This is a genomic window from Streptomyces sp. MNU76 (assembly GCF_020982545.1).
Taxonomy (GTDB): Bacteria; Actinomycetota; Actinomycetes; order Streptomycetales; family Streptomycetaceae; genus Streptomyces.
Genome location: NZ_JAJKLK010000009.1, coordinates 282,465 through 303,472, shown reverse-complemented (window position 1 = coordinate 303,472; position 21,008 = coordinate 282,465). Strand labels below are relative to the sequence as shown.

Sequence of the window (21,008 nt, the reverse complement as noted above, 5' to 3'; positions counted from 1 at the left end):
CGGGGCAGGTCCACGATCGCTGCTATGCGCTTCTCTCGCCGACACTCGCTGTTCGTCGCCGTGGTGCTGTGCGCCTCGGCCACCGTCGCGGCACGGCCGACGGCGGCCGACAGCGATCGCGGCGAGGTCGGCGGGGCCTCGGGAGCGTCCGTGGAGGAGGGCACCAGCGCCCGGGTGGCGAGGCTGTTCGAGGAAGCGGCGGTGGCCACCCAGCGGTACGAGGCGGGTCGGCAGGCGGCGGAGGCACAGAAGGCGCGGACGGAGCGACTGGAGAAGCTGCTCACCCGGGAGCGGAAGCAGATCGCCGTGCTCAACGCCGATCTCGGCCGGATCGCGCGCGCCCAGTACCGCGAGGGCGGCGGGGTGCCGTACACCGCGCAGATGTTGTTCGCGAAGGACACCGAAGAGCTGATGCGAGGTCAGCGGGCGGTCTGGCAGGCCGATCTGGCCGTCAACAACGCTGTGGCCAGGAGCCGTCGCGCGGAGACGCGGCTGGCCGCGGACGAGGCCGAGGCGACCAATGCGTGGCGAGCGCTGGAGGAGTGGAGGACCGGGCTCTCCGGGATCAAGAAGGCGATCGAGCAGAAGCTCGAAGAGGCGCAGTGGACGCTTCAGGGCCAGGCCGACGAGGCGGTCGCGGCCGGTGCCTGCCGGGGAGCCGTCCGCCTGGAGCAACCGGACGGCAAGCGGTCGAGCAGGTGGGTGGCTCCGGTGGCCACGTACGAACTCTCCGCGGGCTACGGCAGCGGTGGTGAGCGCTGGGCCAGTCGGCACACCGGGCAGGATTTCGCGGTACCGATCGGCACGCCGGTACGGGCGGTCGGTGCGGGCCGCGTGGTGAAGGTGTCGTGCGGGGGTGCCTTCGGCATCGAGATCGTCGTCGAGCACGCGGGCGGCTACTTCACGCAGTACGCACACCTCGCCGCCGTCACCGTCGATCAGGGGGACCGTGTGGGCCCGGGCCAGTGGATCGGCCAGTCGGGCACCACCGGCAACTCCACGGGACCCCACCTGCACTTCGAGGTACGGGTCACCCCGGAGCTGGGCTCGGGGGTGGACCCCGTGCCGTGGCTGCGGAAGCGCGGGGTGACGTTGTAGGCGGGCGCTGCGCCGGGTCCGGGCTAAAGACGCTCCGCCAGCAGTCGCTCGATCACGACGGCCACCCCGTCCTCGTTGTTGGCCACGGTCCGGCCGGAGGCCGCCGCGAGGACGTCCGGGTGCGCGTTGCCCATGGCGTACGACTGGCCGGCCCAGGTGAGCATCTCGACGTCGTTCGGCATGTCCCCGAAGGCGACGACCTCCTCGTGGGAGATACCGCGCTCGGCGCAGCACAGTGCGAGGGTGCTGGCCTTGGAGACGCCCGGACCGCTGATCTCCAGCAGGGCACTGGGGCTGGAGCGGGTGATGGTGGCGCGGTCTCCGACGGCGATGCGCGCGGTGGCGAGGAAGTGGTCGGGGTCGATCGACGGGTGGTAGGCGAGGATCTTCAGCACCGGCTCATGATCGGCCACACCACCCGGGGCCAGCAGTTTCTCGGCGGGCGCCAGGGTGTCGGGGATCTCCATGTGGAGCTTCGGGTAGTCGGGCTCCTGGTTGAAGCCGTACGTCTGCTCGACCGCGTACACCGTGCCCGGCGCGGCCTCGCGCAGCAGCCGTACGGCGTCGAGCGCGTTCTCGCGCGCCAGGTCGCGGACCTTGACGAAGCTGTGGGTGCCGGGGCCGCCGTGCAGGTCGACCACGGCGGCGCCGTTTCCGCAGATCGCCAGGCCGTGGCCGTGGACGTGCTCGCTGACGACGTCCATCCAGCGGGCCGGGCGTCCGGTGACGAAGAAGACCTCGACGCCCGCCTCCTCGGCGGCCGCAAGGGCGGCGACGGTGCGGGGGGAGACCGACTTGTCGTCGCGGAGCAGGGTGCCGTCGAGGTCCGTGGCTATCAGCCGGAGCGGGACGGTCGGGGCCGGGGTCTCGGGCTGTCTCGTCGCTGAGGTCACGGACCCCATTGTCGCGCATATGCGCGCACGGCCGTGCGGGCACCCGCACAAGTGAGTGATCAAGGGCCCTGGCCGTCCCGCTGCCCGACCTGTTACCGACGCCGTTCTCGCGGGCGTACGAGCCGCGGTACGCGGCGCGTACGCGACGGCTCCGGGAGAGCGGTCACGCCAGCTGGGCCGGGGCCTCCATGGCGATCCGCGCGAAGACCTTCTCGTCGGCGGCGAAGTCCGAGTCCGGGATCGGCCAGTGGAGCACGAGGTCGGTGAAGCCCAGCTCGGCGTGGCGGCCCGCGAAGTCCACGAAGGCGTCGAGCGACTCCAGGGGGCGGCCTCGGTCCGGGGTGAACCCGGTGAGGAGGATCTTGTCGAGGCGTCACGCGTGCGGCCGACCGCGGCGGCCGTGTCGGCCAGCTTCTCGACCTGCCCGCGAATGGCCTGAACCGACTGTCCGGGCGTGCCCGTCTCGAACAGCTTCGGGTCGCCGGTGGTCACCCAGGCCTGCCCGTACCGGGCGGCCAGTCGCATTTCCGCGCGGCCCGGTGGCGGCCACCGCGAAGGGCAGCCGGGGCCGCTGGACGCAGCCGGGGATGTTGCGGGCCTCGTGCGCGGAGTAGTAGTCGGCCTCGTACGAGACCGAGTCCTCGGTGAGCAGGCGGTCGAGCAGGGGACGAACTCGGCGAGGCGGTCGGCGCGCTCTCGCGGCGTCCACGGTTCCTGGCCGAGCGCGGTGGCGTCGAAGCCGGTTCCGCCCGCGCCGACGCCCAGGGTGATCCGGCCGCCGGAGAGGTCGTCGAGGGAGACGAGTTCCTTGGCGAGGGTGACCGGGTGCCGGAAGTTCGGCGACGTGAACTTGTGCCTTCCGGCTTCCTGGTCTGGGTGGTTCACCTGGGACTTGAGGTGGTGGTCCTGTCTCCTCCAAATCGGTGGCTGAAGGGTTGGGCCCAGACCGTCATGGATGCCGCGAGAGGGGCGGTGTCGGCCGGTGTCGCGGGCCACCGATCCGTTCTCGTCGTCCCGGAGGTGGGATACCAGCAGTGTCATGGCCGCCCGGTGTCACCCTGAGGGTCGCTAGTGTTGCCCCATGGGCGGGTTGGACACGGTCGAGCTTGAGGCCATGATCGAAGAGGCGACTGTAGACGCCTACAACGAGGATGAGCAGCTGACGGGTCTGTTCACCATGCTTGAGGAGCACCTTGGCCTGCCCTTCACCACCGCGGTTCTCGGCGTCGAGGTAACCGTGGACGGCATTGACCTCATGCCGGACGGACGGATCGTCGCTCTGTGCTCTCGCGGCGGCGTGCGGCAGTCGATCGGAATCCTGGAGCTGCCGTTGTCCGGTCCGGCGCCCGAGGGCGCGGAGTGGATCGAGGCGTACCGTCACTGGGCCGGTTGAAGTCGGGCACTTCACACTCCACGCGGAACCGGCTGGTCTGGGAGAGCTGAACGTGGCTGACGCCGTACAGGGCACGCATCAGGGCGGCGGCGAACCGTCGCTGACGGATCTCATCGAGCGCAGTGCCGAGTTGAAGGGGCAGTTGGTGACCTTCGGGCGGAGCGCCCGCTTCGACCGGTGGTTGACGCCCCTCCTGCTGGAGGCCGCTGGGCCTGAGCGGCAGCTGGACGAGGGCGAGGCGATCCGGGTCATCGACCACTTCCTGCTGCGGTACCGCCTGCTGGACGGTTCGACCGTGGTGGACCGATTCGTCGCCAGGCGGAAGGACTTGACCGCGGTCGACCGGGAGATGCTGCTCGGCTGGCGGGACGCGGTGGAGGGCATCTTTGAGATCCAGCGTAAGGAAGGGGATGCCGTCGTCCTGCTGAACCTGGTCGACGACCTGGAGTACCGCACGTACTCCAATGTGGGGCGGGTGGCGTTCCGTGGAATGTCCAAGGGGAGCTTCCTGCACACCTGCCTGGTACCCGTCCACTCGGCTGGCGGGGCGTGGCTGGTGTCCGGGGCGATGTCGAGCTACCCCAAGTCCAGTGCCACCGACATCGCCCAGGCCGCTCTCCGTCTGGCCACCAGCCGGCCCGAACTGGTCTTCCGCAACCCCGTGAAGATCGAGCAGGGCTGGCAGCAGATGCGGGAGGACCGGGCCGCGTTCGTCGACTACTGCGGCAGCGACGAACTGGTCCTTCCGCCTACCGCAGCCGAGGACCTCCTCAACGCCTACTACCGTCACCGTCAAGAGGCTGCCGCCGCCCGACAGCCCGGCCGGGCCCGAGGCAGGCGGCTACCCGGCTTGGACCTGCCCCTCTTCGAGCTGCCGCAAGAATTGGCGGATTCTGACAGCATCGGCGTCATCTACGACGAGGTCGACGGGCTCAACTTCTACGCGGACTACGGAATGCTGCGGGAGCTCTTCGCGAACCCGGTGCTCGCTGGCCGCAGGCAGCATCAGGACCTGTTGCGTACGTACCTGCGCGAGGAGTCGATCGCGCCACTCCCGATCCGCCGACTGGCCGCCGCGAACCCGGAGACAGTCGACGTGGTCTTCCGGAAGCTGCTGCGGAAGCCCGAATTCATCTGGAGTGAGCACGGCGAGGCGCTGCTGCGCCGACGCAAGTCCTGGTACTACGCGAACGAGCCCCGCCCTGGTGTCTCCGTGATCGGCGACCGCCTCAGGGTGCTCCTCACCGGCCGTCGGTAGTCACCATTCACGGCAGCGACTGCTCGCAACACTGCGCAGCTGCCCCGGGGCCGCGTCAGCGACGATCCGGCAGTGGCATCGGCAACGATCAGCGCTCGCTACAGCGTGCGAAGACGCGAGCACGCTCCCGCTCCCAGGACCAGTTCGCCCGTTCGATGGAGCGGTGCCCCTTTGGCCAGCCCGAAGACCCGGTCGGCGGGCTTGCCGGTTGCCTTGAGGATCACGAGGGACGAGAGCGTGGGCCCAAGACCCTGGCTGTCCCGGCGGCAGGTGTCATCCAGCAGGAGGCTGGTGATCGGGCCGCGGTAGTGGATCTTGTGCCCACGGAGCAATGGGTCAACTTGCGACTTCTATCCTGTATCCGGGAGGCTTGACGCAAGATGTGTTCTGATGGATTCTGGTTGCGTCTTCTCTCCTGATTTCGGGAGGGAAGGCGCAGGAGGAATGATGGAACTGCTCTCGGTGAAACAGGCCGCAACCATTCTCGGCATCGACGACTCCCGTGTTCGTCAGCTCCTGCGAGCCGGGGTTCTGGAGGGTCAGCAGGTCGGGGGGCGATGGCTGGTCGACGGTCACAGTGCTCGGCAGCGGAATGAGCGCGGCAGTGCAGGGGGTCGTTCGCTTTCTGCGCGCAACGCGTGGGGTCTGCTGGCCGCACTGAGCGGACAGCGAACCTCGGGGCTGTCGGATGCCGAATGGTCAAGAATCACGAGGCGGCTGAGGAACATGACCGCGCACGACGCGCTTTCTGTCGTACGCCTTGGTGAATTGGTGCGCGCCAGAGCCGTGTGCCGACGGTACCGGGTACACGGCGGCTTGTTGCCTACCCTGCTGGCTGATCCGGACGTGGTCCGTGGCGGGACAAGCGCAGCCACACACGTAGGAGCCGACTACGTAGCACCAGGCAGGGCTGAGATCTATGTCCATCCTGATCGAGTCGGAAAGCTGGAGGCAGGGTTCGGACTGGTGCGCGACAGCACGCGGGGCAACCTGCTGGTACGCATCCCCCCGAGTGAGGTCTGGCCGTTCCTTAGATCCGGCCCTGACACGTCGGCCGAAGGCCGCGATGCGCCAGTCTCTGTGGTGGCGGCCGACCTGTTGGATATTCAGGAAGATCGTGCTGACACCGCCGCCGCCGACCTGCTACGGCACCTCGGAGCCGCTCTCCTGCACAAGCGGCGGGAGGCCGAATGACCAGCTCAAGAGCGGCTGTCGTGATCGAGTCCGACCTCATGACCAAGCCGCTGGTGGACCTTTGGAATGTCCTGCTGGACTTGTCGGAAAGAGTAGGGACGGCGTGGTCCCTCATTGGCGGCCAGATGGTCTTGCTGCATGGCCTGGAGCACGGTCGAACCCCACCTGCGGCCAGCGTCGATCTGGATGTTCTGGCGGATGTGCTGTCCGATCAGCAGAGCCTGCGCCGTTTGGTAGCCGCCCTGGGCGAGTTGGGGTTCGTCCCTGCGGGCATGTCACCGCAGGGAAACCTGTTGCACCGATACCAGCGAGATACCGCCGAGGGGACACTGAAGGTGGATGTGCTGGCCCCTGACAATATGGGACCGCGTGCAGACCTCACGACCACCCCTCCAGGACGGACCCTGGAGGTTCCCGGCGGTCGGCAGGCCGCACAGCGAACCGAATCCATTCCGGTGAGACTCGGCGAGCGCATCGGGACTATCCGCCGGCCGAGCCTGCTTGGAGCGATCGTTGCCAAGTCTGCTGCGCTGAGCATCAAGATCACCCCACCCGATCGGCACTATCGGGACCTGGCTTTCCTTCTGTCCCTGCCGATGAACCCACTCGAGTTGCGAGACCAGCTGGAGAAGTCGGACAGAAAGAAGCTGGCTCTGGCCGAGGCACTGCATGATCCACAACACCCTGCCTGGCGCGCGCTGCGAGAGGACACCGCCATGGCTGACGGCCAGTCCGCCTACGCGTTCCTCTCGCCGCCATGACGATCACCCTGCGCGGGAACCTGCAGGTCACGTCGCGATAGGTGAAAAAGCCTTGACTGACGTGAACTTGTGCCTTTCCGGCTTCCTGTTCTGGATGGTCACTCTGAAGGCTCAGGGTCGCGGTCATGTCTCGGTCAGGTCGGTGAGCGCTGCTCCCAGACCGTCATGGATGCCGCGAGAGGGGCGGTGTCGGCCGGTGTCGCGGGCCACCGATCCGTTCTCGTCGTCCCGGAGGTGGGATACCAGCAGTGTCATGGCCGCCCGGTGTCACCCTGAGGGTCGCTAGTGTTGCCCCATGGGCGGGTTGGACACGGTCGAGCTTGAGGCCATGATCGAAGAGGCGACTGTAGACGCCTACAACGAGGATGAGCAGCTGACGGGTCTGTTCACCATGCTTGAGGAGCACCTTGGCCTGCCCTTCACCACCGCGGTTCTCGGCGTCGAGGTAACCGTGGACGGCATTGACCTCATGCCGGACGGACGGATCGTCGCTCTGTGCTCTCGCGGCGGCGTGCGGCAGTCGATCGGAATCCTGGAGCTGCCGTTGTCCGGTCCGGCGCCCGAGGGCGCGGAGTGGATCGAGGCGTACCGTCACTGGGCCGGTTGAAGTCGGGCACTTCACACTCCACGCGGAACCGGCTGGTCTGGGAGAGCTGAACGTGGCTGACGCCGTACAGGGCACGCATCAGGGCGGCGGCGAACCGTCGCTGACGGATCTCATCGAGCGCAGTGCCGAGTTGAAGGGGCAGTTGGTGACCTTCGGGCGGAGCGCCCGCTTCGACCGGTGGTTGACGCCCCTCCTGCTGGAGGCCGCTGGGCCTGAGCGGCAGCTGGACGAGGGCGAGGCGATCCGGGTCATCGACCACTTCCTGCTGCGGTACCGCCTGCTGGACGGTTCGACCGTGGTGGACCGATTCGTCGCCAGGCGGAAGGACTTGACCGCGGTCGACCGGGAGATGCTGCTCGGCTGGCGGGACGCGGTGGAGGGCATCTTTGAGATCCAGCGTAAGGAAGGGGATGCCGTCGTCCTGCTGAACCTGGTCGACGACCTGGAGTACCGCACGTACTCCAATGTGGGGCGGGTGGCGTTCCGTGGAATGTCCAAGGGGAGCTTCCTGCACACCTGCCTGGTACCCGTCCACTCGGCTGGCGGGGCGTGGCTGGTGTCCGGGGCGATGTCGAGCTACCCCAAGTCCAGTGCCACCGACATCGCCCAGGCCGCTCTCCGTCTGGCCACCAGCCGGCCCGAACTGGTCTTCCGCAACCCCGTGAAGATCGAGCAGGGCTGGCAGCAGATGCGGGAGGACCGGGCCGCGTTCGTCGACTACTGCGGCAGCGACGAACTGGTCCTTCCGCCTACCGCAGCCGAGGACCTCCTCAACGCCTACTACCGTCACCGTCAAGAGAATGCGGCGAAGGCGGCCGTGGAACTGCTCAAGGTCGCGGGACTGCATGGCCACAAGTACGCGATCGACGCGACTGTTGCTGAGGTGGCACTGCGCCAGCCCGGACCGGTGGCCGTCCTGACGTCCGACGTGGACGATATGGCGCGGCTGTGCGGCGACCGCGTCCGGCTCATCGGCATCTGAGCGGGGAAGCGTGTCGTCAGCAGTACGTGGGACCGCAGCCGCTGTCGCACATGTACGCAGCGGAACTGACGGATCGGGCGTGATGGGGAAACCATGCCGTGAGAACCTGGCGGTGATCGCCCCCATCGACGGCATGACGACCGCTGCGGGGCTGCGTGGTTCCCGGTTGGGCGTCCCTGATGCAGAGCCGGCAGGCCGGATGCAGGAGCCACACAGAGTGACAGGCGTCCAGCGGACATCGAGTACCGCCGTAGGCTCTGAGGCATGAAACTGCGCCTGAGTACCGTGATCCTTCCGTACCGCCGATGGCACGAGGGGGGGCGTGCGGCCTGGCAGCGCGCAGAGGAACTCGGCTTCCACACCGCGTACACCTACGACCACCTGTCCTGGCGGAGCTTCCGTGACGGGCCCTGGTTCGGGGCCGTCCCGACCCTGACTGCCGCAGCGGCCGTCACCCGGCGCATGCGTATGGGGACCCTCGTCACATCGCCTAATTTCCGGCATCCAGTGCCGTACGCCAAGGAGCTCATCTCCCTTGATGACATCTCCGGCGGCCGGTTCACGCTGGGTGTCGGTGCGGGCGGCTCCGGGTTCGACGCCACCGTGCTCGGGCAGGAGCCGTGGTCGCCGCGCGAGCGTGCCGACCGGTTCGCCGAGTTCGTCCAGCTTCTGGACCGGCTACTGACCGAGGACTCGGTGTCGTACGACGGCGACTTCTACTCGGCGCACGAGGCGCGCAACATCCCGGGCTGTGTGCAGCGCCCCCGGTTGCCCTTCATGGTGGCCGCGACCGGGCCGCGCGGGCTCCGCCTCGCCGCGCGGTACGGGCAGGCGTGGGTGACCACCGGCGACCCCAAGCTGTTCGAGTCGGGCACCCCCGAGCAGTCGGTTCGGGCTATTCGCGGACAGGTCGAGAAACTGGCCGACGCGTGCGCCGAGATCGGCCGCGATGTGGCCGAGCTCGGCAAGGTCCTGCTCACCGGTTTCACACCGGACCGTGGCCGTCCGCTGGAGTCCCTGGACGCGTTCGTGGACTTCGCGGGCCGACACCGGGAGCTGGGGTTCACCGAGATCGTGCTGCACTGGCCGATCCCCGACTCGGACTTCGCCGCGGATGAGAAGGTCTTCGAGCAGATCGCTATGGAAGCGCAGGCCCAGCTGCGCTGAGTGGTCATTGGCCTTCTACAAGGGCCGAGGGGCTGGGGGCCGAGGGGAGTCTGCCCATCTGCTCACCACAGCGTTTGCCAGGTGGTCAGCCCTGCGAACATGTCCTCAGCATCCCGGCCGCGTTGTCGCAGGTCAGGACGTGATGCGTGAAAAAGCCTTGGCTGAGGTCACGAGCGTGCCGAGGCGGATGCGCGGTCGGTGACGGCGGCCGCCGCGGTCAGGGTGGGCACGGCAGGATCACGGTGTTCAGACGCAGACTCATACCCCCGAGCGTAAAGGCCCCCGTGGTGTGGTTGCGCTCAGTGCGACTCGGGAAACCGCAGGTACCGGGGCGGAACCGTCTCGGTCAGCCACACCCCGTTGTCGCTGACACGGAAGACGTGGCCGTCGCGGTGCATGGCGCCCGCGTCCACCGACAGCACGACGGGGCGGCCCCGGCGGGCGCCGACACGGGTGGCGGTCTCGCGGTCGGGTGAGAGGTGCACGTCGTGCCGGTTCATGGCGCGCAGTCCCTCGGCGCGGATCGCGCCCAGGTAGGCCGCGACGGTCCCGTGGTAGAGGTACGCGGGCGGGGTGGCCGGGGACAGGCCCAGGTCGACCTCGACGGTGTGGCCCTGGTTGGCGCGGATCCGGTCGCCGTCGACCGCGAAGCGTCGCTTGTCGTTGACCTCGACCACATGGTCGAGCTCGGCCCTGGTGAAGGGGAAGCCGTGGGCGGCGGCCGCCGCCATGAGGGTGTCGATCCCGACCCAGCCGCCCTCGTCGAGCGTGAGCCCGATCCGCTCCGGCTGGTGTCTCAGGTGCTTCGAGAGGTACTTCGACACTCTCACGGTACGTCGTTCGTTCATCTCGCCAGCGTGCCCGGCGAGATGCGCGTCACGCACTTGATTTTGCCGCGGATGTTTGATCCACAGCCAAGTGTAGTTATCCACAGGGGAATTGAAGATTCTGTGGACAACGACCTGTCAGATTCATGGTTATTGATCAATTTATCTAATTTCTTCCGTATTTGCGGCAAGAGCGTCCAAAGCGCGCGACTGCACCTCGCGTTCGGCGGCGGCTGTGACGAAGGTGGACACCTGCTCCGGACCAACCAGCTTCTCCACCGCTCGTATCGTGGACGCCGCGATGAGCACGGAACGCGACTCTTCCTCGGGTTCGGCCCGCGCGTCGGAGCCGAGATGACGGCGCAGTCGGCGGGTGGCGAACAGCCGCATCGCGCGTGCGAGTTCGGCGTCCACCGTCTGCCGCGCGAGCGGCCTCAGCCGCCGCACGAGCGCGGCCGCCTCGACCGCGTCGGCCTCGGTCGGTGGCCGGTGCTGCCCGAGAGAGAGGGCGAACACATGCTCGGTGGTGAACTCCAGGAAACGCGTGGCGATGTGCTCGACCTGACCCCTCAACTCCCGTAGATGACCGGCGATCGCGGACAGCGGCACCCCGGCCGCGTGCAACTCGGCAGCCACGGACAGCTCTTGGGGGCTCGGCACGAGGAACAGGTCCTCGTCGTCCGGAACCGGCACCAGTACACCCAGGTCGACGGCGTCCGCCACCGCCGTCTCGTCGGGAGTGCCGCCGAACCGTTCGATCAACTCGGTCCGCGAGATCCGTACGGCCCTCTCGTCGGTCCACGCTCCCTCGACCTCCGCGGCCAGGCCGAGGACCCCGCCGAGACCGCGGCCCGTGTCCCCCGCCTCCAGGAGCTCCTTGATGGAGGCGAGGGTGTAGCCGCGGTCGAGGAGGTCGGCGATCTGGCGCAGCCTGGTCAGGTGCGCGTCGGAGTACACGTTGGCGCGGCCGCGCCGCTCGGGGCTCGGGAGGAGTCCGCGGTCCTGGTAGGCGCGGATCGTGCGGACCGTGACGCCGCTGTGGTGTGCCAGGTCGTCGATGCGGTACATGGCGCCCGCCGGTGCGTCGTCCCGCTCGTCCCGCTCGTCCCGACGGCTCACAGTGGCGGCTCCATACGGGCGAGCGCACGCAGTGCCCGGGGAGTGAACCGGGACATGAAGCGTCCGCCGCGGGCCTCCGGGGTGACGGGGACGACCGCCTGGTCGCGGACGACGGCGCGCAGGACGGCTTCCGCGACCTTCTCCGGCGGGTAGTTCCGCAGCCCGTAGAGCTTCGCGGCCCTCCGCTGCCGGCGCTTCTCCTCTGCGGCGTCGACACCGGCGAAGCGCGCGGTCGACGTGATGGAGGTGTTGACGATGCCGGGACAGATCGCCGACACCCCGATGTCCCGCCCGGCCAGTTCCGCGCGCAGACACTCGCTGAGCATCAGGACCGCCGCCTTGGAGGTGCTGTACGCGGGCAGCGAGCGGGAGGGCAGATACGCGGCGGCCGAGGCGATGTTGACGATGTGGCCGCCCTGGCCGCGCTCGGCCATCTGCCTGCCGAAGAGCCGGCAGCCGTGGATCACGCCCCAGAGGTTGACGTCGAGGACCTTGCGCCAGTCCTCGACAGAGGTGTCCAGGAAGGACCCGGACAGCCCGATCCCCGCGTTGTTCACCAGCACGTCGACCACGCCGTACTCGGTGGCGACCTTCTCGGCGAGCTTCGCCATGGCCTGCTCGTCCGAGACGTCGACCGCCTCCGCCCAGGCTTCGGGGGCGCCGCGCTGCCGGGACGACTCGGCGGTGCGGGCCGCCCCTTCGGCGTTCACGTCGACGGCGACGACGCGTGCCCCCGACTCGGCGAACGCGAGGGCCGTGGCCCGGCCGATGCCGTCGGCCGCGCCGGTGACCAGCACCAACTGCCCGCCGAATCGGTCCGTGTGCTTCCCGGTGGCCGTCGGGGCCTCGCGCCCGCCCTCGGTCGCCGTGACGAAGTCGGCTATCCAGACGGCCAGTTGATCGGGCCGGGTGCGTGGGATCCAGTGCTTGGCCGGCAGCGTGCGGCGGGTGAGGCGCGGAACCCATGACTCCAGGTCGTCGTAGAGCCGTTCGGAGAGGAACTGGTCGCCCAGGGTCGTGATGAGCTGCACGGGCACATGGGCGTACGCGTCGTCCCGGGGGCGGGACAGACGGGCGCGCATGTTGTCCCGGTACAGCCAGGCCCCGTGCGCGGCGTCGGTGGGCAACGACGCGCTCGGGTAGTCGCCCGGGGGCAGCTTCTCGGCTCTACGGACCACGCCGGGCCACCACTTGCCGAGAGGGCCGCGCCAGGCGAGCTCGGGCAGTACGGGGGTGTGCAGCACGTAGATGTACCAGGACCGGGCTCCCTGGCCCAGGAGCTGGCCGATCCGGGACGGGGTCGGGCGTCGCACCCGCCGTTTGATCCAGTGCCCCATGTGGTCGAGGGAGGGGCCGGACATCGACGTGAAGGACGCGACGCGCCCCTCGGTGCGCACGACCGTCGCGAACTCCCAGCCCTGGACCGATCCCCAGTCGTGTCCCACCAGGTGCACGGGGCGGTCCGGGCTGACGGCGTCCGCGACGGCCAGGAAGTCGTCCGTCAGCTTCTCCAGCGTGAATCCGCCCTGCAGCGGCTTCGGCGCCGTGGAGCCGCCGTGGCCGCGCACGTCGTAGAGCACCACGTGGAAGCGCTCCGCGAGCCGTACGGCCACCTCGGACCAGACCTCCTTGGAGTCGGGATAGCCGTGCACGAACAGAATGGTCGGGCGCTCGGGGTCGCCCAGTTCGGCGACGCTCAGCTCGACCCCGTCCGCACGCACCCTGCGCTCCCGCGCGCCTTCGAGCGTTCCCGCATCCGCCATGTCTCCCCCTTCGGCCGAGGCCACCACCCCGCCCGCCTACGTCGACTACGGTCCGTGCTCGCGCCGTGACATCAACGACTGTGCCAGTGAGCGGTGGCCGCGTCAACGGGCGCGTACGGGCTGTGGAAAACCGCCGGGCGTGACGACAGGAACGCCGAGAAAACAGGCCCGCAGACCGAGAAAACAGGCCCGCAGAACAACCCGAAGTACAACCCGAAGAACCGAGCGAACGCGGGCACGAAACGGCGGCGCCGGACGTTCCCTCTCATGACGGCCCCTCATGGCCGCACCCGGCCGCCCAAGGACGGCGGCTCGGAGCCGTCCCGTCACTCGACCTTCAGGGTGACCCCTAGGGGGACCGGCGGTGGAGGCCCCCTAGGAGCCCGTACGACTCGAGGGTGAGGAAGAAGCAACCCCGCGGGCTGACGACCGCGGCGTCCCGCGCCCCTAATGTCTAAATCGTGACTGTGATCGCGACCGAAAGCCTGAGCAAGCGGTTCCCGAGGGTGACCGCTCTTGACCGGCTCTCCGTGGACATCGGACCCGGTGTGACCGGACTCGTCGGTGCCAATGGCGCCGGCAAGTCCACACTGATCAAAATCCTGCTGGGTCTGTCCCCCGCCTCGGAGGGCCGTGCGGAAGTGCTCGGCCTCGACGTCGCCACCAAGGGCGGCGCCATCCGCGAGCGCGTGGGGTACATGCCGGAGCACGACTGCCTGCCCCCCGACGTCTCGGCCACCGAGTTCGTCGTGCACATGGCCCGCATGTCCGGACTCCCGCCGACCGCCGCGCGCGAGCGCACCGCGGACACCCTGCGTCATGTCGGCCTGTACGAGGAGCGGTACCGCCCCATCGGCGGCTACTCCACGGGCATGAAGCAGCGGGTGAAGCTCGCCCAGGCCCTGGTGCACGATCCGCAGCTGGTCTTCCTGGACGAGCCGACCAACGGCCTGGACCCGGTCGGCCGGGACGAGATGCTCGGCCTCATCCGCCGCATCCACACCGACTTCGGCATCTCCGTCCTCGTCACCTCCCATCTCCTCGGCGAGCTGGAGCGCACCTGCGACCACGTGGTCGTCGTCGACGGCGGCAAGCTTCTGCGGTCCAGCTCCACCAGGGACTTCACCCAGAGCACCGCGACCCTCGCGATCGAGGTCACCGACAGCGACGAGCACCCGGACGGCACGGGCGCGCTGCGGCAGGCACTCCACGCACGCGGCGTCACCGTCTCCGACGGCAGCGGCCTCCCCGGCGCCGGGCACATCCTGTTGCTCACCGCCCAGGGCGAGGAGACCTACGACCTGGTCCGGGACGTCGTCGCCGACCTGGGCCTCGGTCTGGTCCGTATGGAGCAGCGCAGGCACCAGATCGCCGAGGTCTTCCAGGACCACGACGCGCAGACCGGCACCCTCAGCGCCCAGGACGCAGGAAAGGAGGCGGTCGGCCATGGCGGTTGAGCAGCACGGTGCGCCGGCACCGTCCCTCAGCGGCGGACAGCCCGCCCGCACGGGCGAGCAGAGCCGTATCCACAACATCGGATACCGCTCCTACGACGGCCCCCGCCTCGGCCGCGCCTACGCCCGGCGCTCGCTGTACTCGCAGTCGCTGCGCGGCGCCTACGGACTGGGCCGCTCGGCCAAGTCGAAGGTGCTGCCCATGCTGCTGTTCGCGGTCATGTGCGTGCCGGCGGCCATCATGGTGGCGGTGGCGGTCGCCACCCAGGCCAACGACCTGCCCGTGAAGTACACCGACTACGCGGTGATCATGCAGGCCGTCATCGGCCTGTACGTGGCCTCCCAGGCACCGCAGGCCGTCTCGCGCGACCTGCGGTTCAAGACCGTCCCGCTGTACTTCTCGCGCCCGATCGAGACCGCCGACTACGTCCGCGCGAAGTTCGCGGCGCTGACCTCGGCGCTGTTCATCCTCACCGCGGTGCCCCTGCTCGTGCTCTACATCGGCGCGCTGCTGGCCAAGCTCGACTTCACCGACCAGACCAAGGGACTGGCACAGGGACTGGTGTCCGTGGCGTTGCTGTCGCTCCTCTTCGCCGGTATCGGCCTGGTGATCTCGGCGGTCACCCCGCGGCGGGGCTTCGGCATCGCGGCCGTCATCGCCGTCCTGACCATCTCCTACGGCGCGGTCTCCGTCGTCCAGGCCATCGCCACCGAGCAGAACAGCTCGGACACGGTGCCCTGGCTCGGCTTCTTCTCGCCCATCACCCTCATCGACGGCGTACAGACCGCCTTCCTGGGCGCCACCTCCGCCTTCCCCGGCGGGCACGGGCCCTCCGACGGGCAGGGAGCCCTCTACGTCCTCGTCGTCCTGGGTCTCATCGCCGGCTCCTACGGCCTGCTGATGCGCCGCTACCGAAAGGTCGGGCTGTGACCACGCTCAACATCGACCACGTCTCCCGCTGGTTCGGCAACGTGGTGGCGGTCAACGACGTCACGATGACGATCGGCCCCGGAGTCACCGGCCTGCTCGGCCCGAACGGCGCCGGCAAGTCCACCCTCATCAACATGATGGGCGGCTTCCTCGCCCCCTCCACGGGCTCCGTCACCCTCGACGGGACGCCGGTGTGGCGCAACGAGCAGATCTACAAGCACATCGGCATCGTGCCCGAGCGCGAGGCGATGTACGACTTCCTCACGGGCCGCGAATTCGTCGTCGCCAACGCCGAGTTGCACGGCCTCGGGGCGACGGCCGCCCAGCGGGCGCTCGCCACGGTGGAGATGGAGTACGCGCAGGACCGCAAGATCTCGACGTACTCCAAGGGCATGCGCCAGCGCGTGAAGATGGCGTCGGCGCTGGTCCACGAACCGTCGCTGCTCCTCCTCGACGAGCCGTTCAACGGCATGGACCCGCGTCAGCGCATGCAGCTCATGGACCTGCTGCGGCGGATGGGCGACGAGGGCCGCACCGTGCTGTTCTCGTCCCACATCCTCGAGGAGGTCGAGCAGTTGGCGGCCCACATCGAGGTGATCGTCGCCGGACGGCACGCGGCGAGCGGCGACTTCCGGCGCATCCGCCGGCTGATGACCGACCGCCCTCACCGCTATCTGGTGCGCTCCAGCGACGACCGGGCCCTGGCCGCCGCGCTGATCGCCGACCCGTCGACCGCCGGGATCGAAGTGGATCTGGCCGAGGGTGCGTTGCGCATCCAGGCCGTCGACTTCGGGCGGTTCACGACCCTGCTGCCGAGGGTGGCCCGGGACCACGGCATCCGTCTGCTCACGGTCTCGCCGTCGGACGAGTCCCTCGAGTCCGTCTTCTCGTATCTCGTCGCGGCGTAGGAGGCCGAAGATGTACGACCCCACAGTCGCCCGGCTCACCTACCGGGCCCTGCTCGGCCGCCGTCGGGCCCTCATTCTCAGTGCGCTGCCCGCCCTGTTGATCGTGCTCTCCGTGGCCGTACGCGCCCTGAGCGGCGCCGACGACCAGGTGGCGGCGGATCTGCTGGGCGGATTCGCGCTCGCCACGATGGTGCCGATCATCGGCGTCATCGCGGGAACGGGCGCGATCGGACCGGAGATCGACGACGGCTCGGTGGTGTATCTGCTCGCCAAGCCGGTGAAACGGCCGACGATCATCTTCACCAAGCTGGTCGTGGCGATCGCGGTGACCATGGCCTTCTCGGCCGTACCGACGCTGATCGCGGGCCTGATCCTCAACGGCAACGGGCAGCAGATCGCCGTCGCCTACACCGTGGCGGCGCTGGTCGCCTCGATCGCGTACGCCGCGATGTTCCTGCTCCTCGGGACGGTCACCCGGCACGCGGTCGTCTTCGGGCTCGTGTACGCCCTCGTCTGGGAGACCCTCTTCGGTTCCCTGGTGGACGGGGCACGCACCCTCAGCGTCCAGCAGTGGGCGCTCGCCGTCGCCCAGAAGGTCACCGACGGCAACCTGGTGACCTCCGACGTGGGGCTGCCGACCGCGGTGATCCTGCTGACGGTCGTCACGGCGGGCGCGACCTGGTACGCGGGACAGAAGCTGCGGACGCTGAAGCTCGCCGGCGAGGAGTGACGGGACCCTCCGGGGCGAGCCGCCGCCCCGGAGGCCCCGCTCTCGCGGTCTTGACGGAGGCTTCACGCCCGCCCGGGCAGACTGGGCGGACGGATACACGGGACACACCGGCCAGGAAGGGCGGCCAGAGGGCGGGAGGAACGGGGATGACGGCGGAGCATCCGTCCGACGGAGGCGAGACGCGGGGCGCGGGCGAGGACGTCTGGGACGACCTCGTGCTGGACGAGGACTTCATACGGTCCGCCGAGACGGCCGAACCGTCGGCGCGGGCCCGGATGTTGGCGGCGCGGTGGCGGGGGCAGGCTCCGGATCCCCAGCCCTGGCGCTCGGACGAGCCGCCCGCCGGGTGGTTCTTCAGCAAGGCGCGACGTCGCAAGTGGCGCCGCCGCTGACCGTTCGGAGTGGCCGGGGGTGCGCGGCCGATATTCGGTGGCGGGCAACTCGGCCGCCGGGCACAGTGGTTGGTGTCCAGGTCGCCGGATCGGATCGGCGTCACGTACTGGGAGAGGAGCCCGGCGATGCTGTCCTTCAGGCGCAGTACGTCGAGTTCCCCGCAGGGCGGCCCACGACGGACTCCGGAGTAGTTACCCCTCCGTCGAGTCCGTCCCCCCAGTGGGGGGCTGCCCGGGGCGGCCGCTTCGAGCACGCGAATCGCTTCGCGTGGGCCGCCCACCCGGAGGATTGGCCGAGTGGTAAGGCACCGGCTTGCTAAGCCGTGGTCGGGTTCTGCCCGCGCACGTTCGATCCGTGCATCCTCCGCCGTTTCGCTGTCGCTGTGACTTGGCCGGGTTCGTTGGGCGAGGGCGTGTGTGTAGAGAGGCCCCCGGGCGCTGTGCCGGGCTCGTTGGGCCAGGGGGTGTGTAGACAGGCTCAACTGGGCTGTGCCGGGTTCGTCGGGCGAGGGCGTGTGTGTAGAGAGGCCCCCGGGCGCTGTGCCGGGTTCGTTGGGCCAAGGGGTGTGGGCGGAGAGGCTTCTCGGGGCTGTGCCGGGTCTCGCGGCGGCGGTCGGGGAGCCGAGGGGCGGCGCCGGGTGGGCCGGGTGTCCTTGCCGGGCGCACACGTCTGGTCCGAGGCGCCGTCAGGATGTTGCCGCGTCAGCGCACGTGGGGCGGTGAGGTCGCCCGGCCAGAGGTCCCTCGTCCCTCCGGCACTGTCGCCCCGCTTCCCCAGGCCCCCGCCGCGGCGGGGGCCTTCGGTTCGGTCAAGGCAGCAGGCGTTCCAGTACCTCGGCGATGCCGTCGTCCTCGTTCGAGGAGGTCACTTCGTCGGCGACGACCTTGAGGTCGGGGTGGGCGTTGGCCATGGCCACGCCGTGGGTGGACCAGGTGAACATCGGGATGTCGTTGGGCATGTCGCCGAAGGCGATGGTGTCCGTGCGCTTCACCCCGAGGCGGCGGGCGGCGATGGAGAGCCCGGTGGCCTTGGTGAGGCCGAGGGGGAGCAGCTCGACGATGCCCTCACCGGCCATGGCGACCGTGACGAAGCCGCCGGCAGCCTGACGGGCGGCCTCGGTGAGTTCGTCCGAGGTCAGGGTGGGGTGCTGTATGTAGATCTTGTTGAGCGGGGACGTCCAGAGGTCGGAGACGTCCGCGAGCGGGATCGTGGGGAGCGAGCCGTGCAGGGAGTACCCGCTGCCGACCAGGATCTCGCCGTCCAGGCCCGCGCGGCTGGCGGCCAGGTGCAGGGGGCCGACCTCCGCCTCGATCTTCGCGAGGGCGACCGCGGCGAGCTGTCGGTCCAGGGTGACGGCCGTGAGCAGCCGGTGCTCTCCGGCGTCGTAGACCTGTGCGCCCTGGCCGCAGACGGCCAGTCCCCGGTAGCCGAGGTCGTCGAGGATGTGGCGGGTCCAGGGGACGGCCCGGCCGGTGACGACGATGTGGGCGGCGCCCGCCGCGGTGGCCGCGGCGAGCGCTTCCCGGGTGCGCCGGGAGACCGTGTCGTCGGACTGGAGAAGCGTTCCGTCGAGGTCGGTCGCGATCAGCTTGTAGGGGAAGCCCGGGGGCGTCACGGACCGTTCGGAGACCGTGGTCGTTCCGGAGGCCGTGGCCGCGTCGGACGCGACGGGCGCCTCCGACACCGCGCTCTCGCCTGGGTCCGTGGATCCCCCGGTGGCTGCCGCTTCGCTCACTTGGCTACCGGCTCCAGCACCTCGCGGCCGCCCAGGTACGGACGCAGGATCTCGGGGACGCGGACCGAGCCGTCGGCCTGCTGATGGTTCTCGAGGATCGCCACGATGGTGCGCGGGACGGCGCAGAGCGTGCCGTTGAGCGTGGCCAGCGGCTTGACCTGCTTGCCGTCACGGACACGGATCTGCAGGCGGCGCGACTGGAACTCCGTGCAGTCGGACGTCGAGGTCAGCTCGCGGTACTTGCCCTGGGTCGGGATCCACGCCTCGCAGTCGAACTTGCGCGAGGCCGAGGAGCCGAGGTCGGCGGAGGCGACGTCGATGACGCGGAAGGGCAGTTCGAGCGACGTCAGCCACTGCTTCTCCCAGTCCAGCAGACGCTGGTGCTCCGCCTGCGAGTCCTCCGGCGCGACGTACGAGAACATCTCGACCTTGTCGAACTGGTGGACGCGGAAGATGCCCCGGGTGTCCTTGCCGTGCGAACCGGCCTCACGGCGGAAGCAGGGGGAGAAGCCCGCGTACCGCAGGGGGAGGCGGTCGGCGTCGATGATCTCGTCCATGTGGTACGCCGCGAGCGCGACCTCGGAGGTGCCGACCAGGTACAGGTCGTCCTTGTCGAGGTGGTAGACGTCCTGGGCGGCCTGGCCGAGGAAGCCGGTGCCGGCCATCGACTGCGGGCGGACCAGCGCCGGAGTCAGCATCGGGGTGAAGCCGGCCGCGGTGGCCTGGGCGATCGCCGCGTTGACCAGGGCGAGTTCCAGCAGGGCACCGACGCCCGTCAGGAAGTAGAAGCGCGAGCCGGAGACCTTGGCGCCGCGCTCGGTGTCGATGGCGCCGAGGATCGTGCCGAGTTCGAGGTGGTCCTTCGGCTCGAAGCCCTCGGCCGCGAAGTCACGGATCTCGCCGTGCGTCTCCAGCGTGACGAAGTCCTCCTCGCCGCCGACGGGGACATCGGGGTGGACGAGGTTGCCGAGCTGGAGGAGGAGCTCCTGGGTCTCGGTGTCGGCCGCGTCACGCTCGGCGTCGGCGGCCTTGACGTCGGCCTTGAGCTGTTCCGCGCGCTTGAGCAGCTCGGCCTTCTCCTGGGCGGAGGCCTTGGGGATCAGCTTGCCGAGCGACTTCTGCTCGGCACGGAGCTCGTCGAAGCGGACGCCGGACGACCTGCGCCGCTCGTCGGCGGACAGGAGGGAGTCGACGAGCGCGACGTCCTCTCCACGGGCGCGCTGGGACGCGCGCACACGGTCGGGGTCCTCACGGAGCAGGCGAAGGTCAATCACCCCTCAAGGCTACCGGTGCGTGGTTCCGACCCACGACTTGAATTCGCGGTACGCCCTTTATGAGGCACTTTAAGCGGAATGTCGATCGCCTGGGCCCGCCATGGCAGGCGCTGGTGAAAGTCAATGAACTGAAAGGCGACCCCCTGAAAGGGGGTGGGGGTGCGGCGCCTGGTTGACTCGACTTCCTTGTGCGGCAAGGGACTTGGGGATCGTTCGTCCACAGGACTCCACAGTGCCGCAGAGTTATCCACAGGCTGTGCGAAAGATCTGTGGACGTCCGAGAAGATCGCCGGGGAAGTCGGGCGCCGTCCTGAGGATTCCCGGCCCAAACCGCCTTCACGCCCACTTTCGAGTGGATTGACGTGGGAATGGGTCGCTCTAAAGGATTGACGGGAGGAAACACATGGGCGAAGGGTGACCCATGGGGTTGTGGACGCAGCACGGCTCACGAAGGGGATTTGTCGACTGAGTGGGGCTGTGTTGTCGACTTGTCCCCAGGTCGAGAAGGTGCCCTGTGGATA

Annotated in this window: 21 protein-coding genes, 1 tRNA gene and 2 pseudogenes; 14 read left to right on the top strand and 10 right to left on the bottom strand. The window is 69.2% G+C overall.

Features of this window, described 5'->3' with window-relative positions:
* Nucleotides 1–24: 24 nt before the first annotated feature.
* The gene (locus tag E4N62_RS23805) at nucleotides 25–1,098 is read left to right on the top strand and encodes a peptidoglycan DD-metalloendopeptidase family protein (protein ID WP_230217489.1); all 1,074 of its coding nucleotides are present in this window, start codon (nucleotides 25–27) and stop codon (nucleotides 1,096–1,098) included.
* A 23-nt stretch (nucleotides 1,099–1,121) separates the two neighbouring features.
* Here E4N62_RS23805 and E4N62_RS23800 read toward each other — a convergent pair whose 3' ends face one another.
* The 3 genes and pseudogenes from E4N62_RS23800 to E4N62_RS49595 all read right to left on the bottom strand — a co-directional run.
* Nucleotides 1,122–1,991, bottom strand: a complete 870-nt coding sequence (locus E4N62_RS23800) for an HAD family hydrolase (protein ID WP_230217487.1) — start codon at nucleotides 1,989–1,991, stop codon at nucleotides 1,122–1,124.
* Nucleotides 1,992–2,154: 163 nt separating this feature from the next.
* Complete coding sequence (locus tag E4N62_RS49600; RefSeq protein ID WP_374117050.1) at nucleotides 2,155–2,292, bottom strand: hypothetical protein; 138 nt, start codon at nucleotides 2,290–2,292, stop codon at nucleotides 2,155–2,157.
* Nucleotides 2,293–2,525: 233 nt separating this feature from the next.
* Nucleotides 2,526–3,032: pseudogene (locus E4N62_RS49595) on the bottom strand (LLM class flavin-dependent oxidoreductase); the annotation flags it as partial.
* 40 nt (nucleotides 3,033–3,072) lie between these two features.
* Here E4N62_RS49595 and E4N62_RS23790 point away from each other — a divergent pair.
* Nucleotides 3,073–3,384 (top strand): calcium-binding protein, encoded by a 312-nt coding sequence (locus E4N62_RS23790; RefSeq protein ID WP_230217477.1) that lies wholly within the window; start codon nucleotides 3,073–3,075, stop codon nucleotides 3,382–3,384.
* A 52-nt stretch (nucleotides 3,385–3,436) separates the two neighbouring features.
* Complete coding sequence (locus E4N62_RS23785) at nucleotides 3,437–4,642, top strand: hypothetical protein (protein ID WP_230217485.1); 1,206 nt, start codon at nucleotides 3,437–3,439, stop codon at nucleotides 4,640–4,642.
* A gap of 98 nt (nucleotides 4,643–4,740) precedes the next feature.
* On the opposite strand, the gene E4N62_RS23780 is transcribed toward E4N62_RS23785, so the two are convergent.
* Complete coding sequence (locus tag E4N62_RS23780; protein ID WP_230217483.1) at nucleotides 4,741–4,974, bottom strand: hypothetical protein; 234 nt, start codon at nucleotides 4,972–4,974, stop codon at nucleotides 4,741–4,743.
* 112 nt (nucleotides 4,975–5,086) lie between these two features.
* Between E4N62_RS23780 and E4N62_RS23775 the strand changes: the two genes are divergently transcribed.
* Together E4N62_RS23775 and E4N62_RS23770 are read left to right on the top strand one after the other, a co-directional pair.
* Nucleotides 5,087–5,836 carry a type IV toxin-antitoxin system AbiEi family antitoxin gene (locus E4N62_RS23775; RefSeq protein ID WP_230217481.1) on the top strand — a complete coding sequence of 250 codons (750 nt, stop codon included), beginning with the start codon at nucleotides 5,087–5,089 and terminating at the stop codon, nucleotides 5,834–5,836.
* 20 nt (nucleotides 5,837–5,856) lie between these two features.
* Nucleotides 5,857–6,597 (top strand): hypothetical protein, encoded by a 741-nt coding sequence (locus E4N62_RS23770; protein WP_230217479.1) that lies wholly within the window; start codon nucleotides 5,857–5,859, stop codon nucleotides 6,595–6,597.
* A gap of 123 nt (nucleotides 6,598–6,720) precedes the next feature.
* Here E4N62_RS23770 and E4N62_RS48130 read toward each other — a convergent pair whose 3' ends face one another.
* Nucleotides 6,721–6,852, bottom strand: a complete 132-nt coding sequence (locus E4N62_RS48130) for a hypothetical protein (protein WP_268269742.1) — start codon at nucleotides 6,850–6,852, stop codon at nucleotides 6,721–6,723.
* 40 nt (nucleotides 6,853–6,892) lie between these two features.
* Between E4N62_RS48130 and E4N62_RS23765 the strand changes: the two genes are divergently transcribed.
* The 3 genes and pseudogenes from E4N62_RS23765 (at nucleotide 6,893) to E4N62_RS23755 (ending at nucleotide 9,353) form a co-directional block, all read left to right on the top strand.
* Nucleotides 6,893–7,204 carry a calcium-binding protein gene (locus tag E4N62_RS23765; RefSeq protein WP_230217477.1) on the top strand — a complete coding sequence of 104 codons (312 nt, stop codon included), beginning with the start codon at nucleotides 6,893–6,895 and terminating at the stop codon, nucleotides 7,202–7,204.
* Between the two features lie 796 nt (nucleotides 7,205–8,000).
* Nucleotides 8,001–8,186 (top strand): annotated as a pseudogene (locus E4N62_RS23760) (DNA-binding protein); the annotation flags it as partial.
* Between the two features lie 264 nt (nucleotides 8,187–8,450).
* A complete protein-coding gene (locus E4N62_RS23755; RefSeq protein WP_230217475.1) occupies nucleotides 8,451–9,353 on the top strand; it encodes an LLM class flavin-dependent oxidoreductase in 903 nt (300 codons plus the stop codon).
* A 299-nt stretch (nucleotides 9,354–9,652) separates the two neighbouring features.
* Here the strand turns inward: E4N62_RS23755 and E4N62_RS23750 are convergent, their stop codons facing one another.
* From E4N62_RS23750 to E4N62_RS23740, 3 genes are all read right to left on the bottom strand, one after another.
* The gene (locus E4N62_RS23750; RefSeq protein WP_230217473.1) at nucleotides 9,653–10,201 is read right to left on the bottom strand and encodes an RNA 2'-phosphotransferase; all 549 of its coding nucleotides are present in this window, start codon (nucleotides 10,199–10,201) and stop codon (nucleotides 9,653–9,655) included.
* A 141-nt stretch (nucleotides 10,202–10,342) separates the two neighbouring features.
* Nucleotides 10,343–11,248 (bottom strand): MerR family transcriptional regulator, encoded by a 906-nt coding sequence (locus E4N62_RS23745; RefSeq protein WP_230217529.1) that lies wholly within the window; start codon nucleotides 11,246–11,248, stop codon nucleotides 10,343–10,345.
* 47 nt (nucleotides 11,249–11,295) lie between these two features.
* Complete coding sequence (locus E4N62_RS23740; protein ID WP_230217471.1) at nucleotides 11,296–13,062, bottom strand: SDR family oxidoreductase; 1,767 nt, start codon at nucleotides 13,060–13,062, stop codon at nucleotides 11,296–11,298.
* Nucleotides 13,063–13,529: 467 nt separating this feature from the next.
* Here E4N62_RS23740 and E4N62_RS23735 point away from each other — a divergent pair, with 467 nt between their 5' ends.
* The 6 genes from E4N62_RS23735 to E4N62_RS23710 all read left to right on the top strand — a co-directional run bounded on the left by E4N62_RS23735 (nucleotide 13,530) and on the right by E4N62_RS23710 (nucleotide 17,844).
* Nucleotides 13,530–14,519, top strand: coding sequence for an ABC transporter ATP-binding protein (locus E4N62_RS23735; protein ID WP_230217527.1), 990 nt, complete (start codon nucleotides 13,530–13,532; stop codon nucleotides 14,517–14,519).
* Entirely contained in the window at nucleotides 14,509–15,447 is a 939-nt protein-coding gene (locus E4N62_RS23730) for an ABC transporter permease subunit (RefSeq protein ID WP_230217468.1), read from the top strand. The genes E4N62_RS23735 and E4N62_RS23730 overlap by 11 nt, the downstream gene beginning before the upstream one ends.
* Nucleotides 15,444–16,355: an ABC transporter ATP-binding protein gene (locus E4N62_RS23725; protein ID WP_184891982.1), complete on the top strand. Its 912-nt coding sequence runs from the start codon at nucleotides 15,444–15,446 to the stop codon at nucleotides 16,353–16,355. The genes E4N62_RS23730 and E4N62_RS23725 overlap by 4 nt, the downstream gene beginning before the upstream one ends.
* A gap of 10 nt (nucleotides 16,356–16,365) precedes the next feature.
* Nucleotides 16,366–17,085 (top strand): ABC transporter permease, encoded by a 720-nt coding sequence (locus E4N62_RS23720; protein WP_230217466.1) that lies wholly within the window; start codon nucleotides 16,366–16,368, stop codon nucleotides 17,083–17,085.
* Nucleotides 17,086–17,231: 146 nt separating this feature from the next.
* Nucleotides 17,232–17,477: a hypothetical protein gene (locus tag E4N62_RS23715; RefSeq protein WP_230217464.1), complete on the top strand. Its 246-nt coding sequence runs from the start codon at nucleotides 17,232–17,234 to the stop codon at nucleotides 17,475–17,477.
* 283 nt (nucleotides 17,478–17,760) lie between these two features.
* A tRNA-Ser gene (locus E4N62_RS23710) sits at nucleotides 17,761–17,844 on the top strand.
* A gap of 442 nt (nucleotides 17,845–18,286) precedes the next feature.
* Here E4N62_RS23710 and E4N62_RS23705 read toward each other — a convergent pair.
* Entirely contained in the window at nucleotides 18,287–19,093 is an 807-nt protein-coding gene (locus tag E4N62_RS23705; RefSeq protein ID WP_230217525.1) for an HAD family hydrolase, read from the bottom strand.
* Between the two features lie 116 nt (nucleotides 19,094–19,209).
* The gene (serS, locus tag E4N62_RS23700) at nucleotides 19,210–20,487 is read right to left on the bottom strand and encodes a serine--tRNA ligase (protein ID WP_230217462.1); all 1,278 of its coding nucleotides are present in this window, start codon (nucleotides 20,485–20,487) and stop codon (nucleotides 19,210–19,212) included.
* Nucleotides 20,488–21,008 lie beyond the last annotated feature (521 nt).

Excerpts from the sequence above, each read along its gene's own strand:
- E4N62_RS23805 (WP_230217489.1), top strand. The coding sequence starts at position 25 with ATGCGCTTCTCTCGCCGACACTCGCTGTTCGTCGCCGTGGTGCTGTGC.
- E4N62_RS23790 (WP_230217477.1), top strand. The coding sequence starts at position 3,073 with ATGGGCGGGTTGGACACGGTCGAGCTTGAGGCCATGATCGAAGAGGCG.
- E4N62_RS23775 (WP_230217481.1), top strand. The coding sequence starts at position 5,087 with ATGATGGAACTGCTCTCGGTGAAACAGGCCGCAACCATTCTCGGCATC.
- E4N62_RS48130 (WP_268269742.1), bottom strand. The coding sequence starts at position 6,852 with ATGACACTGCTGGTATCCCACCTCCGGGACGACGAGAACGGATCGGTG.
- E4N62_RS23765 (WP_230217477.1), top strand. The coding sequence starts at position 6,893 with ATGGGCGGGTTGGACACGGTCGAGCTTGAGGCCATGATCGAAGAGGCG.
- E4N62_RS23755 (WP_230217475.1), top strand. The coding sequence starts at position 8,451 with ATGAAACTGCGCCTGAGTACCGTGATCCTTCCGTACCGCCGATGGCAC.
- E4N62_RS23750 (WP_230217473.1), bottom strand. The coding sequence starts at position 10,201 with ATGAACGAACGACGTACCGTGAGAGTGTCGAAGTACCTCTCGAAGCAC.
- E4N62_RS23745 (WP_230217529.1), bottom strand. The coding sequence starts at position 11,248 with ATGTACCGCATCGACGACCTGGCACACCACAGCGGCGTCACGGTCCGC.
- E4N62_RS23740 (WP_230217471.1), bottom strand. The coding sequence starts at position 13,062 with ATGGCGGATGCGGGAACGCTCGAAGGCGCGCGGGAGCGCAGGGTGCGT.
- E4N62_RS23730 (WP_230217468.1), top strand. The coding sequence starts at position 14,509 with ATGGCGGTTGAGCAGCACGGTGCGCCGGCACCGTCCCTCAGCGGCGGA.
- E4N62_RS23720 (WP_230217466.1), top strand. The coding sequence starts at position 16,366 with ATGTACGACCCCACAGTCGCCCGGCTCACCTACCGGGCCCTGCTCGGC.
- E4N62_RS23715 (WP_230217464.1), top strand. The coding sequence starts at position 17,232 with ATGACGGCGGAGCATCCGTCCGACGGAGGCGAGACGCGGGGCGCGGGC.